The sequence below is a fragment of the Bacillus sp. 0909A genome (assembly GCF_036765115.1).
Lineage (GTDB): Bacteria > Bacillota > Bacilli > Bacillales > Bacillaceae > Bacillus > Bacillus mojavensis.
This window is the reverse complement of sequence record NZ_JBAIZU010000002.1, coordinates 16,903-37,142: the sequence shown is the minus strand read 5'-3', so window position 1 is coordinate 37,142 and position 20,240 is coordinate 16,903. Positions and strand designations below refer to the sequence as shown.

Sequence of the window (20,240 nt, the reverse complement as noted above, 5' to 3'; positions counted from 1 at the left end):
GGAATGATTCGTTAGCTGTATGTTGAGAATGGGATTACATTGGTTATAATGAAGAGTCCAAGGCAGAAGCGCACCGGGGCAAGGATTTTGAAAAATACATTTATACAATTAACAAGTAAACAATGAAAAAGAGAAATGTTAGTTTTTTGAAAGGGGTTTGTACGTTTGGCTAGAAAACAGCAATTTGATTACAACGAAGATGCCATACAGGTGCTGGAAGGCCTTGAAGCCGTTAGGAAAAGGCCGGGTATGTACATTGGCTCAACCGACGCGAGAGGCTTGCACCACTTGGTTTATGAAATAGTAGATAACTCCGTCGATGAGGTACTTGCCGGCCATGGTGATCACATTATCGTTAAAATACATAAAGACAACAGTATTTCTGTACAGGATAGAGGCCGCGGCATGCCGACTGGAATGCATAAACTCGGCAAACCAACCCCTGAAGTCATTTTAACGGTGCTTCACGCCGGCGGAAAATTCGGTCAAGGCGGTTATAAGACAAGCGGAGGGCTTCACGGCGTCGGTGCATCTGTCGTGAATGCTTTATCTGAATGGCTGACGGTTACGATTGAGCGGGACGGCTTCACCTATCAGCAGCGTTTTGAAAACGGAGGTAAACCGGTCACATCTCTCGAAAAGATCGGCAAAACAAAAAAGACAGGCACACTTACTCACTTTAAGCCTGATCCGACAATGTTCAGCACAACAACTTATAATTTTGAAACGCTTTCTGAGCGATTACGAGAATCAGCATTTTTATTAAAAGGATTAAAAATTGAACTGATTGACGAACGGAGCGGCCAGCGTGAAGTCTTTTATTATGAGAACGGCATAGAAGCATTTGTTGCTTACTTAAATGAAGAAAAAGATGCCCTGTCTGAAGTGGTCTCGTTTGAAGGAGAACATCATTCCATCGAAGTGGATTTTGCGTTCCAGTTTAACGACGGCTATTCTGAAAATATCCTGTCGTTTGTTAACAATGTCAGAACAAAAGACGGCGGGACTCATGAGTCAGGTGCAAAGACAGCGATGACGCGAGCCTTTAATGAATATGCGAGAAAAGTGTCTTTGCTGAAAGAAAAGGATAAAAACCTGGAAGGCACTGATATAAGGGAAGGTCTTTCAGCGATTATTTCTGTCCGTATTCCTGAAGAACTTCTTCAATTTGAAGGACAAACAAAAGGAAAACTCGGCACAAGCGAAGCCAGATCAGCCGTAGACGCAATCGTGTCAGAGCAGCTTGCGTATTTTTTAGAGGAAAACCGGGACACGGCTACTCTTCTTGTGAAAAAAGCAATAAAGGCGAGCCAGGCGCGTGAAGCGGCTCGTAAGGCACGGGAAGAAGCCAGAAGCGGCAAAAAACGAAAAAAATCAGAAGCGACATTAAGCGGTAAGCTGACACCTGCGGGTTCAAGAAATCCGGCAAAAAATGAGTTGTATCTCGTTGAGGGTGACTCTGCGGGCGGTTCAGCAAAGCAGGGAAGAGACCGCAGATTCCAAGCGGTTCTGCCATTGCGCGGTAAAGTCATTAACACGGAAAAAGCAAAGCTTGCTGATATCTTTAAAAACGAAGAGATTAATACGATCATTCATGCAATCGGCGGCGGTGTCGGAGCTGATTTTTCAATCGACGACATTAATTACGATAAAATCATCATTATGACGGATGCCGATACTGATGGCGCTCATATTCAAGTGCTGCTTTTAACCTTTTTCTATCGCTATATGAAGCCGCTCATTGAGAATGGAAAGGTATTCATTGCACTGCCTCCTTTATATAAGGTCAGCAAAGGAAGCGGAAAAAAAGAAATCATTGAATATGCATGGTCTGATGAAGAGATGGATGGAGTATTGAAAAAAGTCGGCAAGGGCTATACAATTCAGCGATACAAGGGTCTTGGTGAGATGAACGCGGATCAGCTGTGGGAAACGACGATGAATCCGGAGTCCCGTACGCTTGTAAGGGTCAAAATTGACGACGCGGCACGTGTTGAGAGACGCGTGACGACATTGATGGGCGATAAAGTAGAGCCGCGCAGAAAGTGGATTGAGAAAAACGTAGCTTTCGGCTTAGACGAAGAAAGCAATATTTTAGAAAATGAAAACTTATCGGTCGCTGAGGAGGTTTAATGATTGTCACAGCCAGAATTATTTCATGATTTACCATTAGAAGAGGTGATCGGCGACCGTTTTGGACGCTATAGTAAATATATTATTCAAGACAGGGCGCTGCCTGATGCGCGCGACGGTTTAAAGCCCGTACAGCGCAGAATTCTGTATGCGATGCATACAGACGGAAACACATTTGATAAAAATTTCAGAAAAGCGGCCAAAACGGTCGGTAACGTCATCGGTAACTACCATCCGCACGGGGACAGTTCGGTGTATGAAGCAATGGTGCGGATGAGCCAGGACTGGAAAGTGCGTAATGTTTTAATTGAAATGCACGGGAACAACGGAAGTATTGATGGAGATCCTCCGGCGGCCATGCGTTACACAGAAGCAAAGTTATCTTCGATTGCATCAGAGCTTCTGCGGGATATTGACAAAAATACAGTTGAATTTGTCCCGAACTTTGATGATACAAGCAAGGAGCCCGTTGTACTTCCGGCTATGTTTCCTAACTTGCTGGTCAACGGATCTACCGGTATATCTGCAGGATACGCGACTGATATACCGCCTCATCATTTAGGAGAAGTCATTGATGCTGTGATTAAACGCATTCAAATACCGTCATGCTCTGTAGACGATCTCATGGAAGTGATTAAAGGGCCTGACTTTCCGACAGGCGGAGTTATCCAGGGCGTTGATGGCATTAGAAAAGCCTACGAAACCGGAAAAGGGAAAATCATTATCCGCGGAAAAGCTGAGATCGAAGCGATCAGAGGCGGACGTGAGCAAATTGTGATTACCGAAATCCCATTTGAAGTCAACAAAGCCAACCTTGTGAAAAAAATGGACGAATACCGTATTGATAAAAAGGTTGAAGGCATCTCCGAGGTCCGAGACGAGACAGACCGAACCGGCCTTAGAGTGGTCGTAGAACTAAAGAAAGAAGCAGATGCCAAGGGCATTTTGAATTACTTATATAAAAATACTGATTTGCAGATTACGTATAACTTTAATATGGTGGCGATCCATAACCGCCGTCCAATGCTGATGAGTCTTCCTGCTATTTTAGATGCATATATCGGCCACCAAAAAGAAGTGGTCACAAACCGATCTGTTTATGAGCTTCAAAAAGCAAAAGACAGACATCACATTGTAGAAGGCCTTATGAAGGCTTTATCGATCTTGGATGAAGTCATCGCAACGATTCGCTCCTCAAGCGATAAACGTGACGCCAAAAACAATTTAATGGCGAAATATGAATTCACTGAGCCTCAGGCTGAAGCTATCGTGTCCTTGCAGCTATATCGTTTAACAAATACAGATATCACAGCACTCAAGGAAGAGGCTGAAGAGCTCAGTAAAAATATTGAAGAACTTGAATCCATTCTGAGCAATGATAAAAAGCTGTTAAAGGTCATTACAAACAGCTTAAAAGCGTTGAAAAAGAAATATGCGGACACGAGACGCTCTGTCATTGAAGAAAAAATTGAGGAAATCAAAATTAATCTTGAAGTTATGGTTGCCTCTGAGGATGTATACGTGACCGTTACAAAAGATGGCTACTTAAAGCGCACAAGCCAGCGTTCCTTTGCCGCTTCAAACGGGCAGGATTTCGGAATGAAGGATACAGACAGGCTGCTGCATCAGTTTGAAATGAATACGACAGATGTGTTGTTGCTTTTCACAAATAAGGGAAGCTACATCTATTGTCCGGTTCACCAGCTGCCTGATATCAGATGGAAGGACATGGGCCAGCATTTTTCAAACATAATCACGATTGAACGGGACGAATCGATTGTAAAGGCCATCCCGATAAAAGAATTTGATCCATCTGCTTATCTTTTATTCTTCACGAAAAACGGCATGGTGAAAAAGACAGAACTCACGCATTACAAGGCACAGCGTTATTCTAAAGCACTTGTAGCGTTAAATCTAAAGGGTGAAGACGAGCTGATTGATGTACACGTGACAAATGGTGACAGTCAGATCTTGATGGCGACACATCTGGGGTATGGCCTATGGTTTGGAGAAGATGAAGTGAATGTTGTGGGTGCACGTGCAGCAGGCGTTAAAGGAATTAACTTGAAAGATGGAGACTTTGTCGTGTCAGGAGAAATTCTGCATGAATCCGATTCTCTTGTATTGTTCACACAAAGGGGAGCGGTCAAACGTATGAGTCTTTCTGAATTTGAAAAGACCTCTCGTGCAAAACGGGGAGTCGTTATGCTGCGGGAACTGAAGAAAAATCCACATCGTGTCGTTTCGCTGTTCGCATGCGGACTTAATGAGCGGTTCATGGCAGAAACGGAAAAAGGGGATAGAAAAGAACTGCAGGCTAAAGAATTGCGAACAAACGACAGATACAGCAATGGTTCATTCTTTATTGATGAAGAAGAATCAGGCAAGATCACAGCTGTCTGGCGTCTTAAAACTGAATAATGATTAAAAAACCCGCTCACATATCGTGAGCGGGTTTTTTAATTTTCATCAGCTTTCATGGCTGGTGAATAAGTCTGTCACGGCATGAATGACTTCAATACCTTGCCATACAAATAAGTTCAGCGCTGTGAAAGAGAATAAGCCTAAAATCACCATTCTTAAGATAAACAACATGTTAACAGCCTCCTCATATTTTCGTTATATATTCGGGTGATGTTGAACATGAAGTTTGTCGAAATAAGACGATTGATAAAATTTGGCCAGTATAAAGCTTTTTTTCCGCTGGCGCCTGCGGGAGTATCCCGTACTTTTGCTTTCGGCGGTCAGAAGCAGAACAGCCATTGCCCATAAAGCAGTCAGCGCAAATGCCCCTGTGATGGATTTCTTCTCATCATCAGCATTTTGGCCGGCTTTCATCTCATGCATTTCCTGCTGGTCGGCTACGGCTTTATAATGATGGCCGATATCAAAGGCGTGGGGAATTGAGAACAAATGAAAACTGGCAATCGCCAAAAATAAGATGGACGCTTTCAATATCGTTACTTTTTTCAAATGATCTCCCCCCTTTTAATATTACTGAATATTTTTATAATAATACCCTAATCCACCCTGAAAGTAAACCTGATTTATTAAATTTAAAAATAAATTTCACTTTGTTAAGTATATATCTTTTTGCTTATTTTTGAAAGAGAAATTTCTTTTATTAGTGTATGTATACCCGGTCTAAGGTGTGAATAAAAACACATTTTAAAAGATATGTTGGTTGTTTAGAATTTATTACTTTTGGAATCAAAGGAAACAGAAAATGTCAGGCAAGAAATGTTTACATATTAAAAGAGACTCTTATTTAAAAGCTTAATAAGACATTTTTTTATTCATAGGAAAATAATAGAGAGGGAGACCGAAGGAGTAACTTCAATCTAGAACAATATTCTTCCCGAAAAAACTTCCTAATTCGACATAATGTGATATAATAAGACTTGATATGTTAAAAAATCTAACATCGAATTTGAATTTACTATGAATTGATGCAAACGGGAGGTAAATATGGAGTCTTTTTTCAACAGTTTGATTAATATTCCAAGTGATTTTATCTGGAAATATTTATTTTATATTTTAATAGGACTTGGATTATTTTTTACACTTCGTTTTGGTTTTATCCAATTTCGTTATTTTATTGAAATGTTCAGAATAGTAGGAGAGAAACCTGACGGAAATAAAGGTGTTTCTTCTATGCAGGCATTCTTTATTTCTGCCGCATCCCGAGTCGGTACAGGAAATTTGACTGGTGTTGCCTTAGCAATTGCGACAGGCGGACCGGGCGCTGTATTTTGGATGTGGGTTGTAGCTGCTGTAGGTATGGCTTCAAGCTTTGTTGAGAGTACGTTGGCACAGCTTTATAAAGTGAAGGACGGAAACGATTTCCGCGGTGGACCGGCCTACTATATTCAAAAAGGTCTTGGAGTCAGATGGCTCGGCATCGTATTCGCTGTCTTAATTACCGTATCATTCGGTTTAATCTTTAACGCTGTTCAATCCAATACAATTGCAGGAGCGTTAGATGGCGCATTTCATGTGAACAAGATAGTTGTAGCTATTGTTCTTGCTGCTTTAACGGCTTTTATTATTTTCGGCGGTTTAAAACGTGTAGTTGCAGTGACACAATTGATTGTTCCGGTCATGGCTGGTCTTTATATTCTCATAGCTCTATATGTTGTATTCACTAATATTTCTGCATTTCCAAGCGTTATTGCGACCATTGTCAAAAATGCTTTGGGATTTGAACAAGTTGTCGGCGGAGGAATAGGAGCGATCATCGTTATCGGTGCACAGCGCGGACTTTTCTCTAACGAAGCAGGAATGGGTAGCGCGCCAAACGCTGCTGCGACAGCTCATGTTTCGCATCCGGCAAAGCAAGGCTTTATCCAGACATTAGGCGTGTTTTTCGATACATTTATCGTATGTACGTCCACAGCGTTTATTATTTTGCTGTACAGTCTAACACCAAAAGGTGACGGCATCCAAGTCACACAGGCTGCTCTGAACCACCATATTGGAGGATGGGCACCTAGTTTTATAGCAGTCGCAATGTTCTTATTCGCTTTCAGCTCAGTTGTCGGAAACTACTATTATGGCGAGACAAACATTGAATTCATTAAAACAAGTAAAACATGGCTGAACATTTACCGTATTGCGGTTATTGCTATGGTTGTCTTTGGATGTGTAGCAGGTTTCCAAATTGTTTGGGACATGGCAGATCTCTTTATGGGGATTATGGCGCTGATTAACTTAGTTGTAATCACGCTGCTGTCAAACGTAGCATACAAAGTCTATAAAGATTACGCAAAACAGCGCAAACAAGGACTTGATCCTGTGTTTAAAGCTAAAAATATCCCAGGACTGAAACACGCTGAAACTTGGGAAGAAGAGAAACAAGAAGCATAAATGATAAAGAACGGCTGCATTCAATGACTTGAATGCAGCTTTTATTTGCAGAAAAAAAGCGGAATCTTTTGATTTCATTAAAAAATAACGTGCAAAGTCCTGATCAAACACTTTTATCCCTGATACACATGTATCAGCTGTATACAAAACAACACAAAAAGAGTCAATAGACAGGCTTTTAAGCCGCCTAAAAACAAGAAATTAGGTTGATAGACAAACATAAGAAAGATTTTTACAATGAGTCCGTGTTTAAAAAACGAAAGGGAGGGAGAGCGGCAGCTAATAGGCATACGTTTTACATGATTATTTGGAGGAGGAGAGAATGCTATATGAAACGTTCAGTCTCTATCTTTATCGCATGTTTAGTAATGACAGTATTAACAATTAGCGGTGTCGCGGCACCAGAAGCATCTGCAGCAGGGGCGAAAACGCCTGTAGCCCTTAATGGCCAGCTTAGCATTAAAGGTACTCAGCTAGTCAATCAAAACGGAAAATCGGTGCAGCTGAAGGGGATCAGCTCACACGGTTTGCAGTGGTTCGGCGATTATGTCAATAAAGACTCTTTAAAATGGCTAAGAGACGATTGGGGAATTACCGTCTTCCGAGCGGCAATGTACACGGCTGAAGGCGGTTATATAGAGAATCCGTCTGTGAAAAATAAAGTCAAAGAAGCTGTTGAAGCGGCAAAAGAGCTCGGGATATATGTCATCATTGACTGGCATATTTTAAATGACGGCAATCCAAATCAAAATAAAGAGAAGGCAAAAGAATTCTTTAAGGAAATGTCGAGCCTTTACGGAAGCACACCAAACGTTATTTATGAAATTGCTAATGAACCGAACGGTGATGTAAATTGGAAGCGCGATATCAAACCGTATGCGGAGGAAGTGATTTCGGTTATTCGTAAAAATGACCCGGATAACATCATTATTACCGGAACTGGCACGTGGAGTCAGGATGTCAATGATGCTGCCGATGATCAGCTTAAAGATGCAAACATCATGTACGCGCTTCATTTTTATGCCGGTACGCACGGCCAGTATTTAAGGGATAAAGCCGATTATGCGCTCAGCAAAGGAGCGCCGATTTTTGTAACGGAATGGGGGACGAGTGACGCTTCCGGAAATGGCGGGGTCTTCCTTGACCAGTCGAGGGAATGGCTGAATTATCTCGACAACAAGAAAATCAGCTGGGTAAACTGGAACCTTTCTGATAAGCAGGAATCCTCCTCAGCTTTAAAGCCGGGGGCATCTAAAACAGGCGGCTGGCCGTTATCAGATCTATCCGCTTCAGGGACATTTGTAAGGGAAAAGATCCGTGGCTCCCAACAATGAGGATTGGGGCAATTATTCACAATCCGAGGATTATTCTTTTTTTCAATCAAATACGTTTAAAGATACAAAAAAAATCACATTATATAATAACGGAAAACTGATTTGGGGAACTGAACCCAAATAGTTACTGTATTGACGGACATCACAATTGGTGTCCGTTTTCATTATCTAATAAGCAGCAGAACAAGGAGGTGTAAGCTGTGGACGAAACATTGAAACAGTATATGTTGCTATTCAAACAAAACAACGACCTGGTTAACGGACCGGACTATCCAAATAAGGAAAAAGATATCCAAAACCAAAAAGAACAGATTGAAGCCTATGAAAAACTTCTGCAGCAAGGTTTTACCAGTGATTACGATTATGATGAGTTTGCTGATTCGGTGATCAAATGCGCATACGGTGATATGACATTAGAAGAGCTGGAAGCCGTTTATTATGGGTTGACCTCGCCATTTTAAAGTTTCTTAATAAGACTTGCTGAAGCTCAGAACATTTTTTTATTCTGTCTCACTAACTTAAGTATACTTTGTTATTGAGATAGAATTTCTTTAAAATTAATTACTTCCTAGAATATATATTATGTAAACTAAAAATGAAATTCATATGTTGTTCCGATATTCATCCGGTTATGTACTTGTATAGTGACAGAATTATGCAACGTCCCTCCACTAAAGTGTAATGATTCTGTCACTTAAATTTTGTCGGTTATTTCAAGATAATATAATTTGATCTCTTCCATGAAATTTTCTTTTTTATAATAAACAATTCTTGAATAATGTGGATCCATTGTTGTTTCGATATCAGCATTTTCAATTTTTTAGGTGGGATGATGTCAAGCTAAGACAGAAATAGATACTTCAAATATCAGCAACCTCTCGGTTATGTCACTTGTTGCTGGTCTTCTTGATCAAGTCCACGCCATCGTATGCCATACTTTCCACACTTGCAGCCTTCTGCAGTAAGTAATAATCAAAAAAGTTCTTCGTATAGTCTGTAACAAGATTTCGCATCTCCATAGCATCCCGTTCGCCTCTGAGTTCCTCATTCACACTGGTAAACAAGATGTCGCAGTAATCTAAATGAGCAACACGATCAACAGAGAAATAATAGGTTTCCATGCTATTGTTAGCGCCAATTATCGCATTCATGTTATAGTTAGGTTCACAAAACAGTAGCAAGAAGGGTTTTTTAAGGTCGCTGTCGAGAAGGCCGAACGCACCGCTATCTAAGCCAATCCCGCAGGCGAACCGGTCGTCGTCCTGGCAAACAATTGCCGTCGTAGGCCCTCCATAAGAATGTCCGACTATGCCCATGCCCATGTCAAGCAACAATCTGCCCTTAAAGATGGAATTCAGCTCTCCAGAGTCCAGTTTGTCAAGATAATCGGCTACATACCTTACATCTTCTGCCTGTAATTCACTATACTCTGTTAACTTGGCAAGTATCGGCAGTGTAAGCACGTTATGGCACATCTCAATGGCAGTTTCATCGTCAGGCCGCATCTCCATCTTACCACCCAACGCCAGCATCTCCGGATCTTCAGAAAATGCCATAATGACATCCGAAAAATCCTTTGATACATTAAACAGACGCCCATCTTTACGCTTATACATCGTGCTATTCTGATGGCCAATGCTTACTACAACATATCCCATGCTTGCCAGGTCTGTACAGATCACTGTACCCCATTCTGGAGAACCGCCCCCGCCGCAAACATAGAATAACACCGGATAGCGCTTTTCCTTCCCGGAGAGAGCGAGGTCGTCGTAACACTGGGTCTTGATATCTATAGAGAAAACATCCTTCCCCTTAAGATACGCAGTGATAAGTGGCTGCTCATTAAACATTTCGTAGACTTCAGGAAACATGTACGTTGATGTAGTCTTACCTTCGCTACTGTCGGACGGATAGTACACAAACGCCGTCAGTTCTCTTTTTGAGTGATCTGATGCTGTGTACTCAACATCCATCTGGGTTCGACCGACAGTATAGCCACCAATTGGTTCTGGAAATGCGTCATAAGTTTTCATTTTCTTGTTCCCCCTTAATTAATAAAAGTGGCGAATGTGAAGTATATACAATGCGCTATGAGCGCTTTTCAAAACTGTGAAACTATTACATCCAATCTTCAGTGAATCATATCTACTCCTTGGCTTTCTTGAGATCGCTAACAATTTCAGAAAATTTATGATCTTCAAGCAGCCCATGACTCATAAAGTCAGCAACTTGCTAATCTTATGTTGCAGCAATTATTTCCGAACTTGCTGCTCCCTTTAATGTTAATGGGCGAATACATGTACACATCTCTTTTAACAAGATATTTCTATAAAAATTTCGATAGCGTTCTACATTTCCCTTCCATGAATATTCATAATATCTCAGTAATAGTGCACCAGTGGTTCAGAATGGATAAGTTTTACTTTCTGTAAAGAGGACATAAAAGTGAATTCATTAAATGATAAAATACTTATTTGACTAGTGTTTATAACGCATATGTTTACTTCCTTGTACTTTTATTTTAACAAGCTGATGCCCTCCCACATTTAAAAACCTTGAAACATGCGTCTTTAAAACGACGCACGACACGAAAAAAAGCGATTTTCTGATCGGAAAATCGCTTTTTTCAGACTTCGACTTTTTTATTCCCGTACAGGTTTATTTGCGGCACCCTTGGCGGTTAATGTATACGGCGTTTAGATCCGTATCCGCTCCAATGCGGTACCGCTTGCCTTAGGTGTCCTTAACGATTTACAACAAATGTTGTCACGCTTTGAGCTGGAAGATGGGCCCAAAAATGATTGCCTGATACAGTGAGATTCGTTCCAGGTTGTAGATTGGTGCTGCTGCTCGTGATCCATCTAGATACGTTTGAAGCAGATCCATTCTGCAAAACAAAGTTTTGGTTGACTCCTGTGTTGCTTTTATTGATGGCAACAATAACGACCTTGTTGTCACCTTTATAGGCTGACACGTAAACGTTCGCATTAGGGTTTTTCGTTGCATCAATCCTTACATAGCCGGGACGCACAAACTTCGAGAAATGAGCCATATTGTAGCCGCGTTTGCTGATTGTACCGTCTTCTTTCATAGGACCGTATGATCTTCGGATGTACCACCAAACATAAGCTTGAAAATCTCCCTCTACCATCGAACTGTGAATATGATGTGAAACATCCAATGCCTCAGGCCATCGATCCGCTGAATTGTTATCACTGTTCGGATAGTATACTTCCGTCATCCAAAGGTCCTTCCCTGCTCCTTTTTGTTTGAAAAGAGGATAAGGAAACTGACTGACCTGAGTACCGTACAGGTGAGTTCCGAGAATATCCATGTTCCTAAGCGCCTGTGGATCGTTCAAAATGGGGTCCGATATATTTTTCAGGTATTGAAATGATTCTGGTGCAATGACACGTGCATTAATGGAACCGGCATTTTCTCTCATGAAACGAAGTATTTCTTGTGGCGTCCACCACGTCCATTCGTGGGCATAATCGGGCTCGTTTTGAACAGAAATCGCATAAAGATTCACGCCATTATTCTTCATGTAGGTAACAAAATCGTTAAGGTGCTGCGCGTATGCGGCGTATTTATCGTATCTTAGCCGTTTAGCTGATGCGTTACCATTACGATTAAAGGTTTCAACCATATCGCTTGGAGGATTCCAGGGAGAAGCAAAAACGATTGCTCCATGTTTGATTGCACTCTTTGCAGTCTCCACTTCTCTGTACCAATTATTTCTATTTTCATCTATATGAATTCTTAAAATTGAAAAGCCTAACTGATTCTGTCCATTGCCAAAAGCGGTTTTTCTTTGAGCAGCTGTCAAATCTCCAATCCAAGCCGGGTGGTTCATTCCTCCAAAACCGCGAATCACTTGTTTTTCTGCAGATACATTAATTGTTACATCACTTGCTGCCAAAACTTCAGTAGCACCTGGCCCGGCTAACATGACTGACAGCATAGTGAAACATACCAATAATAAACAAATTGGTTTTTTTACGCATGACATCATTTTTACCTCTCCTTTATATGTCTTTTTCTGTCTCCCTTTTATATTGCAAACAAAAGATTTTTATCTCTTTTGAACCCTTTGCTTTATGCGGTATAACAAACGTTTCATTACTAAACCCGTTATAATTACCTGAACCCTTTTTTCGCCCAAGTCGCACGCGCATTAGAGTTGACTTATCCGATCAATGGGGGCTACTCCGGTGTTGGTCAGTTCTGCCCCCTTCTCGTTTCTTAAGCGGTGCCATTACAGGCGCTATCGTTGCGTAAACTGCCAGTAATCAAAATTAAACAAGTTTCCTGTACCTGTTCCGGTAAATACAAAGAATACTTTGTGCACACCGGTTATACCGCTTACCGCAGTTTCTATTTCTCTCCAGGTTTGCGCTCCACCTGTGGAAGGTACATTCAGGGTTCCTACAAGCTTACCGTTTGCACTGTCGAGGCGCACTTCTATTTTCCCGCCTACAGTGGATGCTACATTTGCTTTAAACGTTCTGGCACCGCCCGCCCCGAAGTCTGCATTTCCTACAGCAATCCAGTCTCCGTTATGAATGCTTGTTACATGTTGATTATTTACCGGCCCGCCTGATGCTGAGGATTTCTCTGTCAAAATGCGTCCATTCCAGGCAAACGTTTCAGCTTCTACCCGGTTATATGGATTCAAATTGGAAAGCTGTGTTACGCCTGCATAATTTGCCGCAACCTCTTGAATGGATCCATCTGCATTGTGCACCAGCTTATTAATATGGGGAGAACGGTATCCTTTCCCAGCCCCGAACAGAGCGGAACTGACAGTTTGAGTATGGTACACCACATACCACTCGTTTTTAAAATTGAAAACAGCATGGTGGTTGTTTCCGCCACCTCCGAAAAATGCTCCCGGATTTTTCAGGAAGTGCCCTCTATATGTAAAGGGACCCATGGGACTTGAACTGGTCATGTAGCCAATCTCACCTGGGGGTTTATCGGCCGGGTGCATGCCCCCGAAATTGATGCAATAGGAATAGTAATATTTTCCGTTATGCTTATGCATTCCTGAATCTTCAAACATAAAAGGCGCATCAATTGTAGCTGCACTTCCAACAACACTGGTCATATCAGGGCCCAATTTCATGACTCTTGCTGTTTTAGGATTGGCCCATTGTCCCTGCGTTGGGTTTGAACCGCCAGGAACGCCTCCCCCGGCATACAGGTAACCGGTGCCGTCATCATCTACAAATACTGCCGGATCAAAAAGCCATACAACACCAGACATTCCTGGCGTACTTGGCGTTACGAGCGCTTTTCCAATTGGGTCGGTCCATGGACCAATCGGGCTGTCTGCGGTGAGAACCCCGATACCTCCCCCGCTGTTAGCGAAATAAAGGAAGAATTTATCCTTGCCGTTTATTTTTTTAACTGCGATTGACGGGGCCCAGGACGCACCTGCCCATTTCGCAATCCCCCGGCCACCATTAGCCCCGTTGGCACCTGCTACCGGAATGGCTCCGTGGTCTGTCCAGTTCACCATATCCGCTGAAGAGATGACGAATACTCTATTCAAATTGGCAAATGAATTATCCTTAATCGTTCCGTCGCTATTGTATTCATAGTCATCACTTGACATATAGATGTAGACTCTTCCGTTATAGGTCAGCGCAACCGGATCTGCTCCCAAATGATGGTCGATAAGCGGGTTTGAATTTCCTATATGTTTTGCAATTGTAGTATTGGCAGCATACGCAGACTCCCCAAATAAGCAACTCAATAATAAAGCAAGAACCCATAAACATACGCAACACTTTTTACCCATAACTAAACATCCTCCTTTTTCCTTGAAATGAAGGGGGTTCTTTTAAAAATTGATGACACAGGTCCAGAACGCAAAAAATAGATAATTTCTAGAGTAAACCGTTGATTTCCTAGCTTTGATTCCCTACCAGCCTCCAGTATTTGAAAAGCGGAAATGATCGGCCATGCGGCATCCCGGAAGGAATACTGGTGTAATACAGTCTGGAATTGTTCGGATGCTGATCATATCATCGAACTGTGAAAAGGCGCACTGACATTCAAATAAGTATATTTAACTCCCTTTTCCTTCGTCATCCTGATGACACGTTTCACAGCTTGCCGATGTCCGGACAACACTGCTGCTGGTCTGAATTCATGCAAGTTACATCAGCTCCCTCCGATCACAATGAACAGTGATACAATATTATACAAAGTATCCTTTATCTAACATCCTAGCATGATTATAATAAATGTGTATAGAATTCTTTCGGAGGAATTATTGTTCGGTTTTACAAAGAAACTGGATACATCTACTCATTAAATATATAAGATGGGCTGACACCGAAAAATCAGTCTTAAAGAGAGGTGATCAGAGCCGGGATGGAAGGCTGTTACCAACTCTTCTTCCTTAGACTGTGCCTTCAAGGTTTACAGGCACAAAAAAAACAGCCGTTCAGAGCGGAGGATAAGAACTATTGAGCGGTATATCCGCCGTCCATGACTACGGCCTGACCTTTTACTTTGTCGCTGTCCTTCTTGAGTGCGAGAAGCCTTTATGTAATAAGCCATTCACCCCTTCCTGTAATCTGCTGTAAGTGATGACCCGTTCTCTGCCTGTTCATGGGGGCGCCCTGGGAAGCTCTCATTCTGACGCTGTAATATGTTTCTTCCTGCATCATATTCCCCTCCTTTCTTACCTTGAAAATGAATGTTAACTAAAAATCATTAAAGGTTAATAATTGTGCAGAATATTAGTGTTGCTCGTAAAATTCGTCAACCTAAACGATCAAACTATTAACTTAATGGATCTGCAAGGCCTCATTACTTTTTCATGTTTTGTTCATATTATGGTAATTGTTTATTCAACACTCTCCGCTAAAGTAATCCATATCACCAAATATGACAGCCATATGCATCTTTTATGAAGGGAGGTCAAAACCGGGTGCCGTTATGTTGAAGGAAAAAATAATAACATTAGGACGTTTTTGCACCGTAGGCGTCGGCAATACGCTGATAGATTTTAGTGTCTTCTTTCTTCTCACCGCTTGTCATGTCCCTTATCTGCCGGCACAGATCAGCTCCTATTCGGCAGGTATCATCAACAGCTATGTGTGGAACCGGAATTGGACGTTTCGTGTAAAACGTAAGGCTGACGGGAAAGAAATCGTGCGCTTTCTCATGATTAATATTGCCGCGTCGGGAATCACCTTTTTGCTGCTTTGTTTGTTTCAAAGAGGCGGCTGTTCGCTTTTGGTGAGTAAGCTCGCCGCCACTATCGGCGGAATGATGATGAATTTTATCGGAAACCGAATCTGGGTATTTGGAGATTCGCTGAAAAACATACAGGATCAGGAGTGAAAATGAATGAGAACAAAAGTGAGAAAAGCGGTCATTCCCGCAGCGGGTTTAGGAACGAGATTTCTGCCGGCGACAAAGGCGCAGCCGAAAGAAATGCTCCCGATCGTAGACAAACCAGCAATCCAATACATTGTAGAAGAGGCTGTAGAGTCAGGAATTGAAGATATACTGATTATTACAGGGAGAAACAAACGCTCGATTGAAGATCATTTTGACCGGTCGGCGGAATTGGAATTCAATCTGCGGGAAAAAGGCAAGACGGAGACGCTTAAGGAAATGAAGCAGATTGCCGATTTGGCCAACATTCATTACATCCGCCAGAAAGAGCCGCTCGGATTAGGTCATGCGGTGCTGTGTGCAGAGCATTTTATCGGAGATGAGTCTTTTGCCGTTCTTTTAGGCGATGATATTATGGTGTCTGAAAAACCGGCTCTTCGGCAATTAATGGATGTATACGATGCTTACGGCACAGAGGTTGTCGGTGTACAGTCAGTTCTCCCTGAGGATGTCAGTAAATATGGTATTATAAATACATCAGGCTCTCAAGGGTATGTGTATGAAGTGAAGGATTTAGTTGAAAAGCCTTCTCCTGAAGAAGCGCCTTCGGAAATCGCCGTGATGGGACGATATGTACTGACCCCTTCTATCTTTCCTTTGTTGAAGTCGATTGGGAGAGGCGCAGGCAATGAAATTCAATTAACAGATGCACTTCGTGAGGTTTGCCGCACCCAGCCTATTCATGCGCGGCTTTTACAAGGAAAACGATATGACATTGGCGATAAATTGGGCTGTTTTAAAGCAAGCACTGAAATCGGCTTAATGCGTCCTGAAATGCGACCTCAGCTTTTAGCTTATCTAGAAGAATTGCTCGAGCGGGAAACACTTGAACGGGAAACAAAAGAAGTGCTGCAATAAAAAAATTTGTAACCATCTTGCTCGTCAATCAGTCATATAATAGTGAAAAAGATAAGGACAGGTTGTGAAGAATGTGGGCAGTTTGATAAGTGAAATTTTAACATGGCTGACGAATATGGGATATGCGGGCATTGCGATTGGTTTGATGATCGAAATTATACCGAGTGAAATTGTATTGGCCTATGGCGGCTATATGGTATCAGAAGGCACGATTGGATTTATTGGCGCAATCATTGCGGGTGTTATCGGGGGCACCATTGCCCAGATCTTTATTTATTGGATTGGACGCTATGGCGGCAGACCTTTTTTGGACAAATACGGGAAGTACTTAATGATTAAAAAGCATCACATTGACATGTCAGAAAGCTGGTTTCAAAAGTACGGCACGGGGGTTGTCTTCTCGGCACGTTTTATACCGGTTGTCAGACATGCGATATCCATTCCTGCAGGCATTGCCAAAATGCCGTTTCTCAAATTTGTGATACTGACTGTGCTTGCTATCATTCCGTGGTCTATCCTCTTTGTTTATTTAGGCATTCAGCTCGGAAGCCAGTGGGATGACGTTGAGAACATTGCGGGCACCTATACCACGCCGATTATGATATTGGCTATTGTGGTCATTGCACTTTATTTTGTCATAAAAAAACGCACAGCCATTTTTAAACGATAGCTTATGGATATGCATAGGGATGACTCTCCCCTATGCATATTTTTTGTTATTTTCGATGATGATTTGAAAGCTTCATATGTTCCGCTAAAAATGCGACAAACACTTCATCCCGTACAAGAGATGCGGCATAATTCCTTTTAATAAACCATTCTGCTTCCTCAAAAGCCGCGAAGGTTTCGTCCTGTGTCTCCCCATTAATTTGAATCTTCCATGCGTTGTCCAAAGGAAACAGGAAAAATCTCATTTGTTCTCGATTTTCGTATAATGAGCCGTTTGCCGATCCTTTCAAATTATAGAAATTACGGAATGCATCTGGGCGGACCGGTTCCATTCGGAATGCTTCAGCTACAAACAAATCGTATACTTCGTCCGTTATGGAACAGCCGGAAGCCTTCGCATGCCCCCCGCCTCCGTACCTGCCTGCTACTTCTGAAACATCAATGTAATCATGAATGGTGCGCAAGCTGGCTCGTTTTGATCCCATACTTAAAATGGCAATGTAATCAAGATGCGGATTGTCTTTTCCGAGTCTGTTTCCGAGTTCAGAATGGTACGATTCTGCGTGAACGATACCTACACAGTGTTCATGAACAAAGGTTTGCACCATTTCTCTTTTTTTCCTGCGAAGGTAGCGCTCGATTTTTTCTTCTTCTAAATCAAGCAGTTTCACTTCAAATTCATCAAAGAAAAATTCGGCATGGGCAGAAAGCCGCTGGATCATTTTTTGTTCAAATTCATCGATTGAAAGCAAATAGAAAAGGTCATTGAGCCGCTTTGCCTGTTTTTGATCGTACTGCTCCCACTCCCAAGTGTCGTATTGGCGGATGAGCTCTGTAAATTGATCTAAAGCGTTTGTCGGCTTCATCAAATCATTTTGGACAAGGTAGTCGTATAACAGAGATGTAGCCGATGCAAGGCGTCCGTCATCGTATTCCACCTGGACAAATCCCCACTCATGCTCATTCAAATGGAGGGCTGTTTTATGATGGTCAATCAGTTTCACTTTTCCGCCAGCATGGACATACTCGTTCAGCCTTTTTTCATTCTCTTCATTGACAGCAAGATCCGTGATAAATAAGGCATCGTGTCTGCTGGTCTCTTTTGCTTTTTCTAAGAAGTATTGGACTTGAGCATTTAAGCCGTTGACAGAGTTATAACGGACCTCAACTTCTTTCCCGAAAGCCAATTTCGCAACGATTCCGCACCCCACTCCGTCCAAGTCGTTATGTGAATATAAATGGTACATAATAAAGGCCCCTTTTTATCATACTGGAGATTGCCGCTATAGGTGTGCGGCAGCCTTTATTTACTATTGTAAAAAAGAGATGGTTTTATGCACAGCTGATTAGTTTACATAATAAGATTATCAGAAACAATAAAAAGAGCGCTTATTCACGCTCCTGGTACTTCCTTTTTAAACTGGATAAACCGGATGTTTTCTATTGGTGAATGTCATTTCCTTTGTCATGTATGCCCTAAGCCGTTTGTGCAATTCTTCGCGCAATGAATTGGCTGGGATTACCGCGTCAATGATCATCTCTGAAGCCAAGCGGTATATATTGATGTCCTCTTTGTACTCCTCGCGTTTGCTGCTGATAAATTCAGCTCTCTCTTCTTTTGGTAGCTCGGAGATTTTTTTGGCGTAGACAGCGTTTACGGCTGCTTCAGGGCCCATTACGGCGATTTGAGCGGTTGGAAGCGCTATGCAGCAATCCGGTTCGAAAGCCGGTCCGGCCATTGCATATAAACCCGCTCCATAGGCTTTTCTCACAATCACAGAAAGCTTGGGAACGGTTGCTTCTGACATCGCTGAAATCATTTTGGCTCCATGACGGATGATTCCGGCCTGTTCTACTTTTGTTCCGATCATGAAGCCGGGAATGTCCGCTAAGAACAGCAATGGAATATGAAAAGCGTCACATAATGTGATAAATTTAGCGGCTTTGTCAGCGGAATCGTGGAACAAGACACCGCCTTTTACTTTCGGCTGATTTGCGATAATTCCGACAGGCTGTCCGTGAATCCTCGCTAGACCTGTAATGATTTCCGGTGCGAATAAAGCTTTGATTTCAAAGAAAGAGTCTTCATCTATTACACGATCGATCAGCTCAAACATATTAAAAGGTGCATTTTGGTTTTGCGGAATAACGTCGGAAAGCGGATTGTCAAAGGGCTTTGGCGGCCGTTTTTCTTGTACAGGGGCTTTTACTTTATAATTTGCCGGAAAGTAAGATAAATATGAGCGTGCCAAGTGAATGGCTTCTTGTTCAGTTTCTGCGAGAATATCTCCGCAGCCGGAAACTGAACAATGCATGCGGGCGCCTCCCATCTCTTCAAGTGACACCTTTTCGCCGATCACCATTTCCGCCATCCGCGGCGAGCCTAAATACATGGACGCATTGCCGTCTACCATGACGACAATATCGCAGAAGGCAGGAATATACGCGCCCCCAGCTGCGGACGGGCCGAAAAGAAGGCAGATTTGGGGAACGCGCCCTGACAATTTGACCTGATTGTAAAAAATTCTCCCTGCGCCTCTTCTGCCCGGGAATACATTGATCTGGTCGGTGATTCTGGCGCCTGCCGAATCGACTAAATATATGAGCGGACAGTTTAATTTTTCTGCTGTTTCTTGTATTCTGATGATTTTTTCGACTGTTTTTGCTCCCCAGGAGCCTGCTTTCACTGTAGAATCATTCGCCATGGCGCAGACGGTTTGGCCGCCGATTTTACCGATGGCGGTTATGACTCCGTCGGCGGGAAGCCCGTCTGACATACATTCTGCAAAAAAAGCGTCCTCAAGCTCGATGTCATCGTCAAATAAGAGGGCAAGCCGCTCTCTTACAAAGAGCTTGCCTTTTTCTTGGTTGCTGCGATGATACTTCTCCGCTCCGCCTTTTTGTATCCTTTCTGCCCGTTCTGTTCGTTCTTTTTCATAATCCATAAGGCATTCCCTCCGC

At 42.5% G+C, this 20,240-nt stretch carries 14 protein-coding genes and 3 pseudogenes; 8 read left to right on the top strand and 9 right to left on the bottom strand.

Annotated features, from left to right (window positions below; translation table 11 throughout):
• The first annotated feature begins 165 nt into the window (after positions 1-165).
• Together parE and parC are read left to right on the top strand one after the other, a co-directional pair.
• Positions 166-2,133 carry a DNA topoisomerase IV subunit B gene (gene parE, locus V6D42_RS05340; RefSeq protein ID WP_333512603.1) on the top strand — a complete coding sequence of 656 codons (1,968 nt, stop codon included), beginning with the start codon at positions 166-168 and terminating at the stop codon, positions 2,131-2,133.
• Positions 2,134-2,136: 3 nt separating this feature from the next.
• Positions 2,137-4,554: a DNA topoisomerase IV subunit A gene (gene parC / locus V6D42_RS05335; RefSeq protein ID WP_333512602.1), complete on the top strand. Its 2,418-nt coding sequence runs from the start codon at positions 2,137-2,139 to the stop codon at positions 4,552-4,554.
• Between the two features lie 48 nt (positions 4,555-4,602).
• Here parC and V6D42_RS05330 read toward each other — a convergent pair whose 3' ends face one another.
• Both V6D42_RS05330 and V6D42_RS05325 read right to left on the bottom strand, forming a co-directional pair.
• Positions 4,603-4,728 carry a hypothetical protein gene (locus V6D42_RS05330; protein ID WP_010334426.1) on the bottom strand — a complete coding sequence of 42 codons (126 nt, stop codon included), beginning with the start codon at positions 4,726-4,728 and terminating at the stop codon, positions 4,603-4,605.
• Between the two features lie 24 nt (positions 4,729-4,752).
• Entirely contained in the window at positions 4,753-5,106 is a 354-nt protein-coding gene (locus V6D42_RS05325; protein ID WP_229147432.1) for a hypothetical protein, read from the bottom strand.
• 495 nt (positions 5,107-5,601) lie between these two features.
• Here V6D42_RS05325 and V6D42_RS05320 point away from each other — a divergent pair, with 495 nt between their 5' ends.
• The 3 genes and pseudogenes from V6D42_RS05320 to V6D42_RS05310 all read left to right on the top strand — a co-directional run bounded on the left by V6D42_RS05320 (position 5,602) and on the right by V6D42_RS05310 (position 8,794).
• Positions 5,602-6,999, top strand: coding sequence for an alanine/glycine:cation symporter family protein (locus V6D42_RS05320; RefSeq protein WP_168747955.1), 1,398 nt, complete (start codon positions 5,602-5,604; stop codon positions 6,997-6,999).
• A 329-nt stretch (positions 7,000-7,328) separates the two neighbouring features.
• Positions 7,329-8,457 (top strand): annotated as a pseudogene (locus tag V6D42_RS05315) (glycoside hydrolase family 5 protein).
• A 76-nt stretch (positions 8,458-8,533) separates the two neighbouring features.
• Positions 8,534-8,794, top strand: coding sequence for a YnfE family protein (locus V6D42_RS05310; RefSeq protein ID WP_168747957.1), 261 nt, complete (start codon positions 8,534-8,536; stop codon positions 8,792-8,794).
• A 426-nt stretch (positions 8,795-9,220) separates the two neighbouring features.
• On the opposite strand, the gene V6D42_RS05305 is transcribed toward V6D42_RS05310, so the two are convergent.
• The 5 genes and pseudogenes from V6D42_RS05305 to V6D42_RS05285 all read right to left on the bottom strand — a co-directional run.
• Entirely contained in the window at positions 9,221-10,366 is a 1,146-nt protein-coding gene (locus tag V6D42_RS05305; protein ID WP_333512601.1) for an alpha/beta hydrolase, read from the bottom strand.
• 710 nt (positions 10,367-11,076) lie between these two features.
• Positions 11,077-12,348, bottom strand: coding sequence for a glucuronoarabinoxylan endo-1,4-beta-xylanase XynC (xynC, locus tag V6D42_RS05300; RefSeq protein ID WP_333512600.1), 1,272 nt, complete (start codon positions 12,346-12,348; stop codon positions 11,077-11,079).
• 252 nt (positions 12,349-12,600) lie between these two features.
• Positions 12,601-14,139 (bottom strand): alpha-L-arabinofuranosidase, encoded by a 1,539-nt coding sequence (xynD, locus tag V6D42_RS05295; protein WP_333512599.1) that lies wholly within the window; start codon positions 14,137-14,139, stop codon positions 12,601-12,603.
• A 149-nt stretch (positions 14,140-14,288) separates the two neighbouring features.
• Positions 14,289-14,509 (bottom strand): annotated as a pseudogene (locus V6D42_RS05290) (malonyl CoA-acyl carrier protein transacylase); the annotation flags it as partial.
• Between the two features lie 356 nt (positions 14,510-14,865).
• Positions 14,866-15,013: pseudogene (locus V6D42_RS05285) on the bottom strand (6-carboxyhexanoate--CoA ligase); the annotation flags it as partial.
• A gap of 223 nt (positions 15,014-15,236) precedes the next feature.
• On the opposite strand from V6D42_RS05285, the gene V6D42_RS05280 reads away from it, so the two are divergent.
• The 3 genes from V6D42_RS05280 to V6D42_RS05270 all read left to right on the top strand — a co-directional run bounded on the left by V6D42_RS05280 (position 15,237) and on the right by V6D42_RS05270 (position 17,280).
• Positions 15,237-15,695, top strand: coding sequence for a GtrA family protein (locus tag V6D42_RS05280; RefSeq protein WP_333512598.1), 459 nt, complete (start codon positions 15,237-15,239; stop codon positions 15,693-15,695).
• A gap of 6 nt (positions 15,696-15,701) precedes the next feature.
• Positions 15,702-16,610 carry a UTP--glucose-1-phosphate uridylyltransferase GalU gene (galU, locus tag V6D42_RS05275; RefSeq protein WP_333512597.1) on the top strand — a complete coding sequence of 303 codons (909 nt, stop codon included), beginning with the start codon at positions 15,702-15,704 and terminating at the stop codon, positions 16,608-16,610.
• Positions 16,611-16,683: 73 nt separating this feature from the next.
• The gene (locus tag V6D42_RS05270) at positions 16,684-17,280 is read left to right on the top strand and encodes a DedA family protein (RefSeq protein ID WP_333512596.1); all 597 of its coding nucleotides are present in this window, start codon (positions 16,684-16,686) and stop codon (positions 17,278-17,280) included.
• 46 nt (positions 17,281-17,326) lie between these two features.
• Here the strand turns inward: V6D42_RS05270 and V6D42_RS05265 are convergent, their stop codons facing one another.
• Together V6D42_RS05265 and V6D42_RS05260 are read right to left on the bottom strand one after the other, a co-directional pair.
• Positions 17,327-18,526 carry a DHH family phosphoesterase gene (locus V6D42_RS05265; RefSeq protein WP_333512595.1) on the bottom strand — a complete coding sequence of 400 codons (1,200 nt, stop codon included), beginning with the start codon at positions 18,524-18,526 and terminating at the stop codon, positions 17,327-17,329.
• A gap of 168 nt (positions 18,527-18,694) precedes the next feature.
• Entirely contained in the window at positions 18,695-20,224 is a 1,530-nt protein-coding gene (locus V6D42_RS05260; RefSeq protein WP_333512594.1) for an acyl-CoA carboxylase subunit beta, read from the bottom strand.
• Positions 20,225-20,240: the final 16 nt, after the last annotated feature.